This is a genomic window from Actinotignum sanguinis, from assembly GCF_003957255.1.
Lineage (GTDB): Bacteria > Actinomycetota > Actinomycetes > Actinomycetales > Actinomycetaceae > Actinotignum > Actinotignum sanguinis.
The window spans coordinates 105,688-122,246 of record NZ_QDIE01000003.1 but is presented as its reverse complement, the minus strand read 5'-3'; the positions used below and the strand labels follow the sequence as shown (position 1 = coordinate 122,246).

Sequence of the window (16,559 nt, the reverse complement as noted above, 5' to 3'; positions counted from 1 at the left end):
ATGACTCACGCCATGGTGGACGTGTGCGACGTCTACAAATCTTTCGGTGACCACACCGTTCTCAAAGGTGTCAATCTCACGGTGGAACGCGGTGAGGTGGTGGTGCTGCTCGGCCCTTCCGGTTCGGGTAAATCCACGCTGCTGCGCTGCCTGAACGAGTTGGAAACTATTACCGCCGGGCGGATCTACCTGGACGGGGAATTGCTGGGTATGACCGAGCAGCCCGCCCCCACCGGGTGGCGTGGGGTGCTGGCCCGCCGCGCTGGCGCCCTCACCTCCCAGGGGACCTGGCTGCGCCAGCGCACCGAGGCGGAAGTTGCCGCCCAGCGCGCCAAAGTCGGGATGGTTTTCCAGCGCTTCAATCTTTTCCCCCATATGAGCGCGATGGAAAATATTATGGAGGCTCCCGTGCAGGTGGCCCATCGACCCGAAAAAGAGGCGCGGGCCGAAGCTTTGGAGCTCCTGGAGCGAGTGGGTTTGCGCGATCACGCCAATCATTTCCCCGCGCAGCTTTCGGGCGGGCAGCAGCAGCGGGTGGCCATCGCCCGCGCCCTGGCCATGCACCCCGAACTCATGCTTTTTGATGAGCCTACCTCCGCGCTCGATCCGGAGCTCGTGGGTGAGGTGCTCTCCGTGATGCAGGATTTGGCCCGCGGAGGCATGACCATGGTGGTGGTCACTCACGAAATCGGTTTCGCCCGGGAGGTCGCGGATAAAGTGGTGTTCCTCGACGAGGGCATGATTATCGACGAAGGCACCCCGGCGCAGGTTATTGATAACCCGCGCTCGGAGCGCACCCGCGATTTCTTCACCAAGGTGCTCTAGACAACCGTCCGCAGCCCCGTCTTTCGGTCTATCGGTCCTTCCTTGAGCGAAGCCTCAGGATTCACACCAGTATCCCGGGGCACAACAGCACCTGCGGGGGACTAGGTGTTGTCAGAGCTGTACTTCATATGTACGACATGTGCAGTACACCTCGGAAAACACATGCCGGGTCCGAACTAACAACACGCTGTCAATAGCAACTATTTTGTCTATTACCTCGCTACGGCAGCTAGATAAATGGTGCCGGCCACTCCCGTTGTGGGGGGGGTGACCGGCACCGTATGTGTCTACCGGGTGCTAGTGCCGTGCGGCATTATTGCCGCGCAGCACTACTTCCGGTGGGCGCGGTAGTACTCAATGAGCTGGCGGGTGGAGGAATCCTGGGCCTCTAGCGCCTGCTCATCCCCGCTAATCGCCGGGGTGAGCTCCTTGGCCATTTGCTTGCCTAGCTCCACGCCCCACTGGTCGAAGGAATCGATACCCCAGACCGCACCTTGCGTGAAGGTAATGTGCTCGTAGAGCGCGATGAGCTGGCCGAGCACCGCCGGGGTGAGAGCCGGGGCCATAATCGAGGCGGTCGGCTTATTCCCGGGGAATTCCCGCGCGGTCACGATTTCTTCCGGGGTACCTTCCGCGCGTACTTCCTCCAGGGTCTTCCCGAAAGCCAGGGCCTTCGTTTGCGCGAAGAAATTGCCGAGGAAGAGCTCATGCTGATCGGCTTCCCCGTCCACCAGCGCGAAAACAGGATTCGCGAAGGCGATGAAATCAGCCGGAATGAGCTGGGTGCCCTGGTGGATAAGCTGGTAGAAAGCATGCTGGCCGTTGGTGCCCGGCTCACCCCAGAACACTTCCCCGGTTTGGGTGGTCACCGGGCTGCCGTCCCAGCGCACCCGCTTGCCGTTGGATTCCATGGTCAGCTGCTGGAGATAGGCCGGGAAGCGGTGGAGGTACTGGGCGTAGGGAAGCACCGCGTGGGTGGCCGCCCCGAAGAAATTGACGTACCAAATATTGAGGAGCCCCATGAGGAGGGGAACGTTTTCCGCGGCCGGCGCAGTGGCGAAATGTTCGTCAATCGTGCGGAACCCGGACAGGAATTCTTCGAAATGTTCCGGTCCGATGGCAATCGCGAGGGAAAGGCCGACGGCGCTATCAACCGAGTAGCGCCCTCCTACCCAATCCCAGAACCCGAAGGCATTGGCGGGCTCAATTCCGAATTCCGCCACCTTTTCCAGGTTGGTGGAAACTGCCACGAAGTGCTTAGCCACCGCACCGGGATCTTGAATACCACGGGCGGCGAGCTGGGCGAGGAACCAGCTGCGGGCCTGGCGCGCATTGGTGAGGGTTTCCAGGGTGGTGAACGTCTTGGATGCCACGATGAAGAGCACGGTTTCCGGGTCCACTCCCCGCAGGGTCTCCCCCACATCGGTGGGGTCGATATTGGAAATGAAGCGGCATTCCAGGCCGTCCTTGACGTACGGGAGCAATGCTTCGTAGGCCATGACCGGGCCCAGATCCGAACCGCCAATGCCGATATTGACCACGGTGGTAATGGCTTTTCCGGTTACCCCGCGCCAGCTGCCCTCGCGTACCTTGGTGGCGAAAGCGTACATCCGCTCGAGGACTTCGCGTACATCAGCGACGACGTTATGCCCGTCTACTTCCACTGTGTCGTCCGCGGTGCGCCGCAGTGCGGTGTGGAGCACCGCCCTATTTTCGGTTACGTTAATCCGCTCTCCGCGCAGCATGGCATCGCGGCGGGCGGCAACGCCGGTTTCTTCAGCGAGCTGGAGCAGCGCATCGCGGACGTCGTCGTCCAGATACGACTTGGACAGATCTACAAAAAGATCGCCGGCGGTGAAACTCAGCCGCTCGGCGCGCTGGGGATCCGCGGCGAAGCGGGCGCGGAAATCAGCGGTGAAGCCCTCGTGAAGGTCATGCAGCCGCGCCCAGGCGCGCGTGGTTGTGGGGTCAATGGGGTGCGACATGGTTATCCTCATCCTCGAAGTAGTCTTTAACTCGTAGTGTAATCAACTTCGCGGCCGCGCGGCGCGCGCTACCACACCGCGCGGGCGCGCCACCGGACTCTAGCACCACACATGAGCCCACCATCTTTGACACAATGTGTTCGGAGGAGGAACCATGTCAGATCACGCAGATCCCGTATCCCTTGCCATTCTTACCTCGGGTGGGGATGCCCCGGGCATGAACCCGGTGGTACGCGCCGTGGTGCGCACCGCTTTACACGTGGGCGCCCGTCCTTTCGCGATTCGCGAGGGGTGGCGCGGAGCTATCGATAATCTTATTGAGCCACTGGTCTGGAGCGATGTTTCCTCCATTCTGGATAAGGGCGGTACGGTTATCGGCTCGGCCCGTTCCACCGAATTCCGTGAACGCGACGGGATGCGGAAAGTCGCCGCGAATCTGGTGCGCGCCGGAATTGACCGCCTCGTGGTTATCGGTGGGGATGGCTCGCTTACCGGTGCCGATACGCTGCGCGAGCGCTGGACCGGGCTCCTCGAGGAACTGGTTGAAGCGGGAGAAATTGAGGCCGAGCTGGCCGCCCGTCACCCCGAACTGCATATTGCCGGAGTGGTGGGTTCTATCGATAACGATATGGTCGGCACCGATATGACGGTGGGAACTAATTCCGCTCTGTGCCGCATTATTGATGCCATTGACGCTCTCACTTCCACGGCCGCATCCCACCAGCGGGTTTTCGTGGTGGAAGTGATGGGCCGGCGCTGCGGCTACCTGGCTCTTATGGGCGCGATGGCCGGCGGGGCAGATGATGTGATCATCCCCGAGCTTCCCCCGGAAGACGGCTGGGAAGATGCGATGTGCGAAAAGATTCGTGCCGGGCGGGCGGCCGGACGGCGTGATTCCATTATCGTCGTCGCCGAAGGCTGCATGGATCGGCACGGGGAAAAGATCACCGCGCAGCGCATCCAAGCCGCCATTAAAGAACGCACCGGGGAATCCCCGCGTATTACGGCGCTCGGCCACGTGCAGCGTGGCGGTACGCCTTCCGCTTATGACCGCTGGATGTCCACCCTGCTCGGTTACACCGCTGCCCTGGAAGTCATCCGGGCTGAGCCGGGTGAAGAATCCTGCATTATCGGGATTCGCAATAACCGGCTCCAGCGCCTGCCGCTGGTGGAAACGGTTGCCAATACCAAGAAGGTCATTGATTACCTCGAAGAAGGTGATTATGAGGCGGCGGTGCGCTCGCGCGGCACCAGCTTCTCCCGTATCAAGTCCCTTTTTGAAACACTTTCTTCCCCGCTGGGTGAGGACCGCTACTTCAAGGACGGCTGGCGCCCGCGGGTGGCTATCCTGCACGCCGGCGGGCTTGCCCCGGGAATGAACGCGGCCGCGCGCAGTGCGGTGCGCTTGGGGCTGGATCGCGGCTTTGAAATGCTCGGGGTAGAAGGCGGTTTCCCCGGTCTCATTCGCGGGGATATTCGCCCGCTTGCCTGGGGCGATGTGGATGGCTGGGTCTCGCTAGGCGGGGCGGAACTGGGCACCGCCCGCTCGGTGCTCGGTATTGAGGATTACTTCGGGCTGGCGCGCTCCATCGAAGCCAATGGCCTGGATGCCATTATTATGATCGGCGGCCTGGCCGGCTATGAAACGGCGTGGAATATGGCGAAGGAAGCGGATCGCTACACGGCCTTCCGCCTCCCCCTCATCTGCGTGCCGGCCTCCATTGATAACAATCTGCCCGGCCACGATCTTTCCATCGGGGTGGATACCGCGCTCAATACCAATGTGGAGACCATCGATAAGATTCGCCGTTCCGCTTCGGCTTCCCGGCGCTGCTTCGTGGTGGAAACGATGGGGCGTAAATGCGGCTACCTCGCCCTTATGAGTGCGCTCTCCACCGGGGCCGAACAGGTCTACCTGCATGAAACCGGGGTGGATCTGGCCATGCTCACGAAGGAAAGTGAGCGGATGAACCGGGCCTTTGATGGCTCACGCTCCCTCTACCTGGCCATTCGTAATGAGGATGCCTCCAAGTACTACACCGCGGATCTGTTGCGGCGGGTCTTCCAGCAGGAAGGCCACGGGGCTTTCTCGGTTCGTTCCACGATTATTGGCCACCAGCAGCAGGGCGGTATCCCCACCTCCTATGACCGTACTCTCGCGGTTTCACTCGCGGCCCTCGCCATTGATGAGGTCACCGCGCAGCTGGAGAAGAAGGAACGGGTGGGCGCGCGTTATATCGGTCAACACAATGGCCAGCTGGAATCCCATCCGATTATGCGCATGGACGAAGAGATGGATATGAAGAACCGGGTCCCCCTGGATCCGTGGTGGATTTCGGCGCTCCCTGTGCTCTACACGGTGGCGGCCCGCGAGGATACCACCCCGTTGGAGCACCTGGCGATTTACGACGATAACCGGTAGTCTCGCTTGCTTGTAGCGCGGTTCTTGTACCCGCGCGCGGTGGGGGCGACGACGCCGCTAGCTAGCAGCGCTCCCACCGGCCGCGGCTGTGCTCCTAATCCTCGGCCTCTGCGGCCCGGTCGCATTTTATTAGCGCGGCGGGTCATTCTTCGAGAGCTTGGAGGACGGTGGCGCGGTTATGCCGCACTACGGCTCGCACCTGATTCTCTTCCCAATCCTCGATGCCTTGGTCGAGCGCTTCGCGTGCTCCAGGTGTGCATGCCACGCCGAGCTCGTCAATGACGAAGAGGAGGATTTCTTCTAGGCAGGGCCGGAACCTGCGCCCGCCTACCGGGAAGTGAATATCGGAAATGTGGGGAGTGCGGGCCTCGTTCTTGATGCGCCGGCGCGACCGGCTGGAATGAGTACCACCCAGAACTAAAGTATGTGTCCATTCATCGCGGTGGGAATGGATCTGGATATGGGCGCAGGGAATACTCGAGCGTGGTGAGCGTATATAATCCCAGCGCACCAACGGCTCGCTGCTTTTTGCTCCTCGGATGACCGAGAACGTTGATTCGTTGACGCTGAGAGAGCCGGTTTCCGGATTAAGGAAAAGTTCGTAATCGAAGCGGACGATAAGGAAACGAGCAACACGAATATCGCCCGACAATCTTTTTAGCGGGAGATCTCCTTTTGTGATCGTCTGTTTTATCAGTAAAAAGCCCGGGTCAATCAGCTCCCCGATCCGCTGTAGATGTGACGCAAACTCATCGGCACGCTCATCCAATCGTGCGTTCACCACGGCAATACTCCTCGAAGCGATCCAGACCTATCATCTCGAAATAGGCGTCGGACTCTTTTGGTCCAAGCTGGTAGTTATCGGCGCGCCAGTCGAATTCTTCGCGGGTCATTCTGACCTCACGCAAGATTTCCTCCTTGCGTTCGAGGATTTCTTCCAGCGAGTTGAAAACACGATCCGGAAAATACAACCGGTCCTCGTAAACATCCATATGTCCACTCCTTCAATTGCGTCGTTTCGGGTGGTTACCCGCCCTTCTCCGCCATTCTTGCATGATACGGAAGCACAGCAAAGAACCAGTTACAACTCTGTGGACAAGGGTGACGTTTGGTGATTATGTGGATAGCTTCTAGCCGGCCGCGTTCCCACTGGCCACGGCTGTGCGTACTTCTTCCAGGAAGATTTCGGCTACCCGGCCCAGGCGTGCCTGTTTATCCCAAGCAAGCACACAGGTCAGGCCCACCAGCCAGTCAAGCGGGATAAAAACCAGCCCCGCCGCGCTACTCGCTTCACCTGAACTAGCATCAGCACGGCCCGTCAGCGCCATATTTTCCAGCACGATGGCCTCACCCACCCCGGCTTCGACCATGACTCGGGCCCCACGGCTGGTCCCGTAACGCCCCACAATTGTGAGTTGGTTTTCTTTATTAAGCCAGTACCCCAACTCCCGACTGCGTTCCTTCGGCATAATAAGAGACCGCTGGGTAATATCAGCCCGGCAAATCCTCTCACGCCCAACCAGGTCACTATCCGAGCGCACCAGCAACCCCCAACGGTCCTCATCCACTAAGGGCAGGGTTTCCCAGGCCGAGCAATCCCAGGATCCATCCAGGACCGCGAAAGACGCGGTCCCCTCGGTAAGCATGCGGGTAGCTGCCTCCCGCCCGGAGAGCGCGATCTGGAAAGTAATACCCGGGTAATGCGCTCTAACCCGGCTCATCACGGGTGCCAGGCCGTCCAGGGCGCTGCTTTCCCGCCCGGCAATCACAATCGTGCCCTGCGGGTTTTCCTCCAGGTTGTGAAGCTCGGCCACGGTGGTATCCATAAGGTTGAGGATCTGGTAGCTACGCTCGACCAAGTGGTGGCCAGCTTCGGTCAGTTCCCGCCCGCGCCCAAGCCGGCGAGTAAGCTGCTGGCCTACTTCTTCTTCCAGGAGCTGGATACGTTTAACAACCGCCGCGGTCGTACATCCAGATTCACGAGCCACCGCATCCATGGTCCCTAAACGTGAATAAAGAATAAGGGTTTCTAATAATTCCAGTCTCACACCGGTACCTCGTTGTGTCTCGTAAAAGTGATGAGTGGTCTAGATCGTTGACTGATAAGTGGTTAGTAATGCTCAACGCCACAGCGCCCCCACCGCGCGAGCCGAGCTGCCGCGCGCTTCGTCTTAGCGGAGCATATGCCGGGGCAGCATAAGTCGTTGGGGTTCTTCCCTGCGCCTAGCAAACGCGGAGCGGGCAACCAGGAACGCGAACAGCAAAGATATAAGAATCGCGAGCAAGAAGGGGGTCATCCACCACGACCATTGCAACCCGTCCACGGCCGGGACTTCCACAGGGTCAGGGAGCACTCTCTCCCCGGTCACAAGCAGACGGTGCGAGTTCACCCCGTAGGGAGTACACGTAAGGAGGGTAGCTAGGTCTCGCCCGGGCACGCGTACCAGCAGGGTTGGGTCATGCGGGTCGACGACGTCTATCCGCACCACCCGATACCCGAACACCTGGCCTTGGATTTCGAAAAAGAACTCATCCCCGATTCTCAGATCGGTGAGTCGGTCAAACATTGACGAGGTCGGCAAACCCGTATGAGCAGTAACCACACTATGCCTGTTTAGGCCGCCTACCGGAATATCAGTACCAAACATATGCCCAGCCCCACGCTGGAGAGTCTCAGGAGAAGTCCCGTGATAGATCGGGAGTTTCACCTCGATTTTCGGGATTTTCACTATCCCCATAATCCCGTTGGGTTGATCAAGTACCCGAGCGTATTCTTGGTAGGCCGGCAGGTCCGTGGCTAGGTCATCTAGATAGGGGTCAAGAACTGCCATTCCTTGGTGGCTAGCGTTATAGGCATGAGCACGCTCAATATAAGAGTTACGTAGTTCTTGGGATTGGGTATTCACCTGGCCCTCATAGGCACGGGATACCACTTTGGACTGCCAGTTATTCCACAGCGTCGAGGTCACCGGATAGGCCAGGCACAAAATCCCGATCAGGATCATAGCCAGCGGGGAGACCCGGCGTTTCTTCTCTTCCGGGTCGGTATAGAAGAGCAGGCTCGCCAACCCGCTCTCTTCACCCACACGCGCAGCCCGACGCCCAGCAACCGGACCCGATACCGGTTTGGATACCGAGCGGGAATTCTCCTTGGGTTCTACGTCGGAGGCTGGGTGCGATGCCGGTTGCGTTGCCGGCCGTGCTGCTGGTGACTTAGGTGTAGGGGTTTCCAGGGCACGCCGCCCACGCATCGGTGTCCTATCTGCTTCACGGCTCATGTCCCTTCACCACCTCTTTTTCCCTGGCATTGGTCGGTCTTTCAGGGATTTGTGGGGCCGGTCGTGGACTGACCGGCCCCACAATCTTCGTTACCTACTCAGGCTGGCAATACCTGGTGTAGTTAGTGTTTGTGCTTAGGCATTGCGCTTACGCGAACGCAGATGCGTGAACGCACCACCCGCCACCAATCCAGCACCGGCAAGGGCGAAGATACCCACCCCAATAGCACCGGTCTTCGGCAGGTCGAACCACTTCCCCGAATCCTTAGTCGGCACGTTCTTAATACCCGACTTGAAGACCTGACCGGCCTGATCAGTCACGGTCACCGTGGTGATCTCATCCGAGCGAATGAACTTGGAGGGGGCCTCCACCTCAACCACGTAGAAAGCAGAGTCCTTCTTGGCCTTGAACTTCGGGGTCAAACCATCAGCGCCACTGGTACGGGTACCGAAGCCCTTCGACGCGCCCTGGCAGCTGGTGCGATCCTTCAAAGCCACGCAAGCCTTGGCGTCATCCAGGCTCGCGAAGGCCACGAACTTCGCGTCCGCAAGCGGCTTGCCGTCCGAAGCGTTGGTCTTAGCGATCTGGAAATCGTAGAGCTCGATGGTCGGGAACGGATTCGGCGTCGGATCAGGACCCGGGCCCGGGGTTGGGCCGGGCTCGGGAACAACCGGACCAGGGGTCGGTTCGCTATCCGAGTGCCCAGGGATGAAACCAAACTTGTTAGAAACCGAAATGAGAGTCAGATCGGCCTTGAGGGTGAAGGTGAGGTCCACCGTCACCACCGGTGCGGCCGACTCAGTCGCCTTGGCAGCGATAGTGTTGAGGCCGTCCTCGGTGAAGTTCACCTGCAAGCGGGTACGATCCGCTTCTACACCCTCGGTCGGGGTGGTGATCGTGTACTGCAAAGCATCAATCACAGTGCCGTTAACCTTCACAGACTTCACCGAGGTCTTATCGATCACGGTGTAGGCGTTGGTCGGCGCATCATCGAAGATAGCGAAGTCCTTGATATCAGTACCCTTGATTGGGCCCTTCTTATTCAGGGTCGCGGAAATCGTGTAGGAGATATCATCGCCCGCACCCACGACCTTATCGAAGGCACCAGTCTTGGTCACCAGGTTACGCGCATCCATATTCTTTGGGGTAACCGCAACATCATAGGTGTATTTCTGATCTGCGCTCGAGGTACCCGTAATTTCCGGGACCGTCATGAAGAACGGCTTAATATCCGAGGTATAACCAGCCGGTACTTCGGATTCCACAATCTTGTACAGGCCAAGCGGTAGGTTCTTGAAAGAAGCCTGGCCAGTCGTTTCTGTTACCTGCTCGTGTTTCTCGGTCTGGCTGAGCACCACGTCAGTGCTGTCCGGATTCTTGTTGAGATCCCCGATAGCTGCGGCAATGGTTTCCCAATCAGTGATTTTGTCCATCTTGCCAAGCGCTGTGCCCTTGATGGAGTCCACCTTGGTGACCGTGAACTTCGCGCCGGCAACCGGCTGCTTGGTTGTGGCCTCTTGCTTCGTGATCGTAATCGATCCCGTCGTGGGAGCCCCGTGCGCCCACGGCGCAACCGGCGCCGGATCGCTTGCCGGTTCGGGTGCGGCGTGAGCCGCCCCGATACCCATTCCCGTCAGTGCCAGCGCACACGCCGCCACCAACGCTCTCAATGACTTCTTACGAGCCATATTGTTTTTCCTTCCCAATAAATTCAGCACCATACAATGTGCTGACCAACACGCCAGGCCAACGCCAAGCACGTGTTGTTGAACTTGCTAAAAACCTGTCCCTCACTCGGGCCTACCCCACCGTCTGTTTTCCCGAGACCGGGTACGGGGTGGGTGTATCAGTTCACGCGCGGCGGCCCACCCCCTTCTTCCGGCGGGTCTGAGCCCACCACCAGCCACCGGTAACCCCCACGATCAGGAGCGCACCCAAGCCGGCCGTGCGGTTTATTCCAGCCCCGCCCGTCTTCGGCAGCGCGGGCTGCACAACCTCCACACTCAAAGGCTTGCGTGCCCACCCCACGCCTTCCACAGCGTTAGGCCCGGTAGCCGCACCGGTGAGCGGGTCGATGGTGATACCGGGTTTCGTTGCATACACCCAACACCGATACGTGCCCAGCTCGGCTTGGGTGGCGTTACCATCCACCTCGCCAACCGTCCGTGCACCATTACCCGCAAGCTCAACGCCATTAGGTGCTTGCTTGACGCGCACCAACTCCACGCCCACCGGTAAAGCATTCTGGTCTGTTTCAGCCTGCCCGTCGGGTTTCGGGGCGCACACGGTTTGCAGGCTAATAAGCCCGGGATCTGTTGTTGACGTGGCTTCCACACTTAGCGGCTGTAATACCGGTTGGCCTTTGACCACCGTGAGGGTGTGTTTAGAAACCGTGAGGGAAACATTCACGCATTCCCCCACTTCTCGCTCATCCATGTCCCGCTCACGCGTCTCAGTCCGCTTGACCGCCTTCGCGGTATCAAGCACCCACTGACGCTTACCCGAATCCCACTTGTACGGAGTCGTGGTCACCGTACGCGACTGCGTCACCTTCCGAGCATTACAATCCTTAGCCCCATCAACCCAGCTCGTTGTGGTGACCTGGGCAGGCGGCTGCGGGGTGCAAGCCTTATGCTCACCGTCCTTCATATCCCGCTGACGCGACTCGTTCTTTGTCGACGCCTTCGCGGTATCAAGCACCCACTGACGCTTACCCGAATCCCACTTGTACGGAGTCGTGGTCACCGTACGCGACTGCGTCACCTTCCGAGCATTACAATCCTTAGCCCCATCAACCCAGCTCGTTGTGGTGACCTGGGCAGGCGGAGGGTTGCCTTGTAGTCCCTTCACAACCACCGCCGCCGGAGTGAACCTAAAACCATATTTCGATGCGTTCTCCGCTGTAAGACCAAGGGTTCCCTGAGTGATTGGATACTCGCCAGGAGGATCACCCGGTTTATACGTTGTAGTGAGTTCACCTTGAATCTTCGAACGATCCCGCTCCGGGATTCGTACGATATGTGAGTTGAGGAAGGGGATCGCCTACATTAATAAAAATAGGGTCAGCACTAGCCGCAATGAACGGTTCAGGCCTAACTATATAATTTGCACCTCCGGGTCTATATTCGGCCAAATGCACAATTAGCGCATCGGCATGACTCCCCGTAACCAATTGGCTCCCGCAGATCCACGCAGAATTTTTAAACTTGCAGTGATATAACTCCGCAGGAACTTCCTCACCATTAATTTCTTCATATATGTAGTACGGGGATTCATCATCAAATATAAAAAGAATGTCCCCCTGCAAATTCCAAATTGGCTTGTGTTCAGGTTCCTCAAAAAAACGGACAGTTGTTTTCCCACGGGTGAAAAATGCTTTCTTCCAAGACCTGTATTTATGAACGAAGCGGTCAAGTGGCCATTCTGTAATATCTATAAACGAAACAGACACAGCACCCTCGAACATCTCGGCGATGGACTGGATATTCCGCAGGTCCCATTTGCTCGTATCAGGATCCGCAGATACAGCGTTTCTGAACATCCTCTCTGTAGAAACGACTTGCTGAGTATCCCAGCCACTAACATCAGGATTGGCCACCTCGGCTGCCTCGAACATGCGGGATAAGTATTGTACCTTGCTGGTGTTCCATCGACTAACGTCAGGGTTCGCTTTTTTCGTCCTGGAAAACATGCCATTCATCGAAATAACATTTCCGGTATCCCAGTTACTCACATCGGGGTTCGCGATGTCTAGCCCCGCAAACATCGACGCCATGACTGTGACACCGGAGGTATCAATACCAAATTTAGGAAAGTCAATTTCCGCAGAATGACAGCCCGCAAAAAGGGTTGTGGAGTTCTGCGGAAAACTAATTTGCTTATTGGTCTCGGGTGTGAAAACTATTCTTTTCGGTTCAGCTTCGCCACCCGTATTACAGTGTTGTTTTTTCAGATCCATCCACTGATCGCGGTTAAGTTCTCCGTATCCGGCAACAGTGAGTGTTTTTGTGGTGGCATCCCATGTGGCGGTGAGGTTGGGGCCGACAGGGACGGATGCAGCACGCTCCATTGCGCGCGTTTCTCCCCCATCGGAAGTGTCGGGTGACGCAAGGCTAGGAGCGGCTACCCCCCCCCCGCTAAAACAGCAAGCGCGGCAATAACGGCAGCCGCTCGTTTGATCAGCTTCACTACTAACCCCTCACCAATTTTCTTACCGTTACAGGCAAACATCCCACACCCGTCGCGAAACTGTTTTCACGTTCAATAAGGAATAGGAATGAGTACGACTGCATAGTCGCTTTCTTGATTTACCTTAGCTAATTTCTACAGTTTTCACCACAGGTTATATTCAGGATTATTTCAGCGCCGGCCGCTCAGTAGTCAGACTTTTCCGCTATTTTATGCGCACACAGGTAGATACTTGTGACTAAAGTCTCGAGTGGAAACGTCTTTTGTAATCAACATTCAATGGTGTTGAGATTGGTTCAATATGGGCCAACCATTCGAGAAAAGCAGCGTCAATTTATGCATAATAATTAGTTACAAATATGCCGCACGAATGAGATATTTTGATCTAATATCATTAGCGTCGCGCAGATGCTATACACCCACTACGCCGTGAAAATACTATTTTTTGCGTTTTTGTGTCACTGCGGCAATGCACCGCGCAGCCCTGTAAAAGGTATATCCAGAATTCAACAGCACCGCGGTAGAGCGCTGACTAGCACCCCGAAGGCTGCCCACGGCTCGAAAGTTTCGCGAAACCGCTCGCCCAACCGCTAGTACTGGCGGCCGGCTTCGCTATGACCCTCCATGCGAGCCATAGCGATATCCTCCGATTCGGTCACCTGGTCCACCCGCACCCGGTCGATGCGGCGCCCGTCCAGGGATTGCACGGTGAGCTCCACCGCGCCCAACCGGGTGGAATCCCCCACCTGCGGCATGCGCCCAAGCTGAGCGATGATATAGCCGGCCAGGGTATCGAAGGGCCCCTCGGGAAGTTCCACCCCGAGCATTTTGAGCACTTCGGGGCGGGTGGACAGCCCATCCATATCCCGCACTCCCCCGTGCACCTGCACCTTGGGCACCTCGCGGTCGTATTCGTCACGAATTTCGCCCACGAATTCTTCCATAACGTCTTCAATCGTCACGATGCCGTCCGTACCCCCGTATTCGTCCACCACAATGGCGAGGTGGGCGTGCGCCTTACGCAGATCCGAGAGGGCTTCCAGCACATCCTTACCCGTGGGGAAGAAGGTCACCGGGCGCACAAGATCACTCACCCGCTGGGCGGTGGGAGCGGGGGCGAGCATATCGCGAATGTGGAGGAAGCCGATCACGTCGTCGTCGTTCCCACCGCGGCGCACCGGATAACGCGAGTGTTCCAGCGCCGTCACCAGCGGGCGCGCTTCCTTCAGGGAAAGTTCCGCATCTAGGAATTCCACTTCGGTGCGCGGCGTCATCACTTCCTGAACCGTGCGGTCCGAAACGGAAAGCATCGAGACGACCATATCGCGCTCTTCCGTGCCGATGGTTTCTTGGCTGGCCACGAAAGCGCGCAGCTCCGCCACGCCCATTTCTTCGCGCTGTTCTTTCGGGTCGCGGCGCAGCAGGCGCAGCACCCCGTTCACGCTCACCCCGAGGAACCAGATGACCGGGCGCAGCACCGCGGTGATAAAGGCGAGGGGCCGGGCGGCCACCGTGGAGATAGTTTCCGCTGATTGCAGGGCGATGCGCTTGGGCACCAGTTCCCCGAACACGATGGAAATATAGGAGATCACGAGCGTGGTGAGCACGAAAGCAAGAGTGGTGGCGCCGTTCTCCGACATCCCCCAGGCACGGAACGTGGGCGCGATCTCCGGGGCGATGGAGGCCGCACCGAAGGAGGCGGAGAAGAACCCGGCCAGGGTCACGCCCACTTGAACAGCGGAAAGGAACTGGTTGGAATCCGCGGTCAGGCGCTGGATAGTTTTCCCGGAGGCGGAGTTTTCTGCCATCTCGTCAATCTGCGTTTGCCGCAGGGACACCAACGCGATTTCCGAGGCGGCGAAAAACGCGCCGATGAGCGTGAAAACAATAACCCAGATAATGTTCATAGCTAAGGGACTCACCACACCAGTATGGACGAGGCCGCGCCGAGCTACCCCACCGCGTCTCAGAAACAAGCGGCAAGCGAACACGCGGGCAGCATGCTGGTACGACGCCGCCACCGTGCCTGCGTGGTGGCGTGCCGGGGCGCTGCGGCGTCGTTCTTAAATAACGGGGGGTGTGAGGGCGAAACGCGCGAGGAAAAAGAGGGCTGCGGCGAAGATGAGGAGGGTGGCGGCGTCCGTGATGCGCGAGCGCACCGAGGGAACGTAGCCGGTGGGTAGGGTCAGGCGCGCCACCGCGAGAACCACGAAGCTGCCCGCGAGCGCGAGGATCGCCACGCGCGGGTCAGCGAGGAAGGCCAGGGCAATAACGATGCCGATCCAGGCCGCGCAGGCCCAGTAGACCACCGGGTGAGAAAAATGCGCATTCACATCAGCCAGTATATCCCGCGCCCGGGCGGCTATCCGTGGCCCGCGCGGTTATCCGTGCCCGCGCGGCCGCTACATGGTGAAGAGGTGAAAGAAGGCGCCGATAAAGCGGATATCTTCAACCGTATGTGTTTTGAGATTGACGGTGAGGAGAAGGGCAACGATCCCCCAGGCTACCGTCAAGCTCACCCAGGTCCAGCGCCGGATCCGGTAGCGGCCTTTGCCGCGCGGGCGGGCATGGCGGCGGGTCTGCGCGGCGTGCCGGGGCACGTAGAGGCGGCGGCGCACCAAGCTTCGCCCGCGCACCACACTCCCGGCTGCCAAAAGCGCGAAAATCAGGTAGGCTCCCGCAACGGTGGTTTTTTGAGTCATCCACCCGCGGGTGGCCACCACGCTTTTCGTTCCGCCCGTCTGGCCACCATTCCACCAGTCCAGCGCCCCGGGGAGCTGTTTTTTCCAGGTGTCCCAGGAGTGCCCGCCGTTGGGGTCTAGGTGCACGGTGGTTTTCAGGCGCGGGTTATCGACTTCCTCCAGGCCGCGCGCCAGTTCCACCGGGTCGTTATCGGTCCGGGTCCCGGTGAAGTACATGGACTGGGGCCAGCTCGCTTTTTTCATGAGATTGGTAACGGTGAATTGTTCACGCAGGCCGGGAGCTTGAGTCAGGCCAATAACCGGCACGTTGTATCCGGAAAAGGAGATCACCGAGGCGAAAGTCTGCGGGTTGTACAGCCCGAGCACCGGCGCGCACCAGCCCCCGTAGGAAGCCCCGGCAATGGCCCAATCGCGCCGATCCGCGGAAACCGAGAAATTCTTGCGCACCATCTGCACGACGTCGCGGTTCACCCACGTGCCCACCGCGGGCCGCCCCGATAGATCCACGCAATCGGGCTGTTGGTTATCAACATTGAGGGAGGGAACGACGACGATAGTATCCGGCGCGCTCGCCGGCATCGTATGTTCCAAATCCAGCACGCCCGGGATTTTCTCCGTCTGGGAGGGGAATCCCTGAATCATAACGATCACGCGGTAGGTGCGTTCGGGGGAATAATCCGGGGGTAGGTAGACCCATACGGGCAGTTCAAGGCCGGATTCGGGGCCGCGGAAGACCGTGCTCACCACCCCTCCCCCGGCGGGGGTGAAATCGGCTTTCCACTCTTTACCTTCGGGCATGGGAATCTCACCGGATTGTCCGGCGTATTTGGGTAGTTCGCTCGTCACCGCGGTCACGGATGCCTTGCCACCACTTTTTGTGAAAATGGTTTTGACATCGCTCCACGTGCTCGCGTACTGCAAGTTGAGGTTCATCCCCACCCCAATAGCGACGACGCCGCATACCGCTGAGATCACCATGGCAAGCACCGGAATCGCGGTAGCCAGGCGGCGGGTGCGCGGGATGGTGCGCACCCCCAGCGCCAGGAAAGCCAGCGAGCACAGGCCAGCAGCCAGGAGTGCCCCGTGCGTATTGGGTTGAAGCATAGGTATAATTTTAGGCCGCTCGGGCGGACCCGCGCGCCGTTATTTCACTCTATG

Annotated in this window: 13 protein-coding genes; 2 read left to right on the top strand and 11 right to left on the bottom strand. The window is 58.8% G+C overall.

Features of this window, described 5'->3' with window-relative positions; all coding sequences use genetic code 11:
• Complete coding sequence (locus DDD64_RS01860) at window positions 1–825, top strand: amino acid ABC transporter ATP-binding protein (RefSeq protein WP_126134760.1); 825 nt, start codon at window positions 1–3, stop codon at window positions 823–825.
• Window positions 826–1,154: 329 nt separating this feature from the next.
• On the opposite strand, the gene pgi is transcribed toward DDD64_RS01860, so the two are convergent.
• Window positions 1,155–2,810, bottom strand: coding sequence for a glucose-6-phosphate isomerase (gene pgi / locus DDD64_RS01855; RefSeq protein WP_126134759.1), 1,656 nt, complete (start codon window positions 2,808–2,810; stop codon window positions 1,155–1,157).
• Between the two features lie 154 nt (window positions 2,811–2,964).
• Here pgi and DDD64_RS01850 point away from each other — a divergent pair, with 154 nt between their 5' ends.
• Entirely contained in the window at window positions 2,965–5,232 is a 2,268-nt protein-coding gene (locus DDD64_RS01850) for a 6-phosphofructokinase (protein ID WP_126134758.1), read from the top strand.
• Window positions 5,233–5,374: 142 nt separating this feature from the next.
• On the opposite strand, the gene DDD64_RS01845 is transcribed toward DDD64_RS01850, so the two are convergent.
• The 10 genes from DDD64_RS01845 to DDD64_RS01800 form a co-directional block, all read right to left on the bottom strand.
• Window positions 5,375–5,884 carry a hypothetical protein gene (locus DDD64_RS01845; protein ID WP_241227336.1) on the bottom strand — a complete coding sequence of 170 codons (510 nt, stop codon included), beginning with the start codon at window positions 5,882–5,884 and terminating at the stop codon, window positions 5,375–5,377.
• 109 nt (window positions 5,885–5,993) lie between these two features.
• Window positions 5,994–6,224, bottom strand: coding sequence for a hypothetical protein (locus DDD64_RS01840; RefSeq protein ID WP_126134756.1), 231 nt, complete (start codon window positions 6,222–6,224; stop codon window positions 5,994–5,996).
• Window positions 6,225–6,362: 138 nt separating this feature from the next.
• Entirely contained in the window at window positions 6,363–7,280 is a 918-nt protein-coding gene (locus DDD64_RS01835; protein ID WP_126134755.1) for a LysR family transcriptional regulator, read from the bottom strand.
• A 123-nt stretch (window positions 7,281–7,403) separates the two neighbouring features.
• Entirely contained in the window at window positions 7,404–8,318 is a 915-nt protein-coding gene (locus DDD64_RS01830) for a class C sortase (RefSeq protein WP_241227335.1), read from the bottom strand.
• A gap of 327 nt (window positions 8,319–8,645) precedes the next feature.
• On the bottom strand, window positions 8,646–10,199 hold the full coding sequence (locus DDD64_RS01825; protein ID WP_164545875.1) for a SpaH/EbpB family LPXTG-anchored major pilin: 1,554 nt from the start codon (window positions 10,197–10,199) through the stop codon (window positions 8,646–8,648).
• A gap of 163 nt (window positions 10,200–10,362) precedes the next feature.
• Complete coding sequence (locus DDD64_RS01820) at window positions 10,363–11,274, bottom strand: hypothetical protein (protein WP_126134753.1); 912 nt, start codon at window positions 11,272–11,274, stop codon at window positions 10,363–10,365.
• Window positions 11,275–11,485: 211 nt separating this feature from the next.
• Entirely contained in the window at window positions 11,486–12,580 is a 1,095-nt protein-coding gene (locus DDD64_RS01815) for a BspA family leucine-rich repeat surface protein (protein ID WP_126134752.1), read from the bottom strand.
• Between the two features lie 709 nt (window positions 12,581–13,289).
• Window positions 13,290–14,621 (bottom strand): hemolysin family protein, encoded by a 1,332-nt coding sequence (locus DDD64_RS01810; protein WP_241227334.1) that lies wholly within the window; start codon window positions 14,619–14,621, stop codon window positions 13,290–13,292.
• Window positions 14,622–14,762: 141 nt separating this feature from the next.
• Complete coding sequence (locus DDD64_RS01805) at window positions 14,763–15,032, bottom strand: DUF3017 domain-containing protein (RefSeq protein ID WP_164545874.1); 270 nt, start codon at window positions 15,030–15,032, stop codon at window positions 14,763–14,765.
• A 69-nt stretch (window positions 15,033–15,101) separates the two neighbouring features.
• Window positions 15,102–16,505 (bottom strand): alpha/beta hydrolase, encoded by a 1,404-nt coding sequence (locus DDD64_RS01800; protein ID WP_126134750.1) that lies wholly within the window; start codon window positions 16,503–16,505, stop codon window positions 15,102–15,104.
• Window positions 16,506–16,559: the final 54 nt, after the last annotated feature.

Bases quoted from the DNA above. Each gene is read 5' to 3' on its own strand.
- DDD64_RS01860 (WP_126134760.1), top strand. From the start codon at position 1: ATGACTCACGCCATGGTGGACGTGTGCGACGTCTACAAATCTTTCGGT.
- DDD64_RS01840 (WP_126134756.1), bottom strand. From the start codon at position 6,224: ATGGATGTTTACGAGGACCGGTTGTATTTTCCGGATCGTGTTTTCAAC.
- pgi (WP_126134759.1), bottom strand. From the start codon at position 2,810: ATGTCGCACCCCATTGACCCCACAACCACGCGCGCCTGGGCGCGGCTG.
- DDD64_RS01850 (WP_126134758.1), top strand. From the start codon at position 2,965: ATGTCAGATCACGCAGATCCCGTATCCCTTGCCATTCTTACCTCGGGT.
- DDD64_RS01815 (WP_126134752.1), bottom strand. From the start codon at position 12,580: ATGGAGCGTGCTGCATCCGTCCCTGTCGGCCCCAACCTCACCGCCACA.
- DDD64_RS01825 (WP_164545875.1), bottom strand. From the start codon at position 10,199: ATGGCTCGTAAGAAGTCATTGAGAGCGTTGGTGGCGGCGTGTGCGCTG.
- DDD64_RS01800 (WP_126134750.1), bottom strand. From the start codon at position 16,505: ATGCTTCAACCCAATACGCACGGGGCACTCCTGGCTGCTGGCCTGTGC.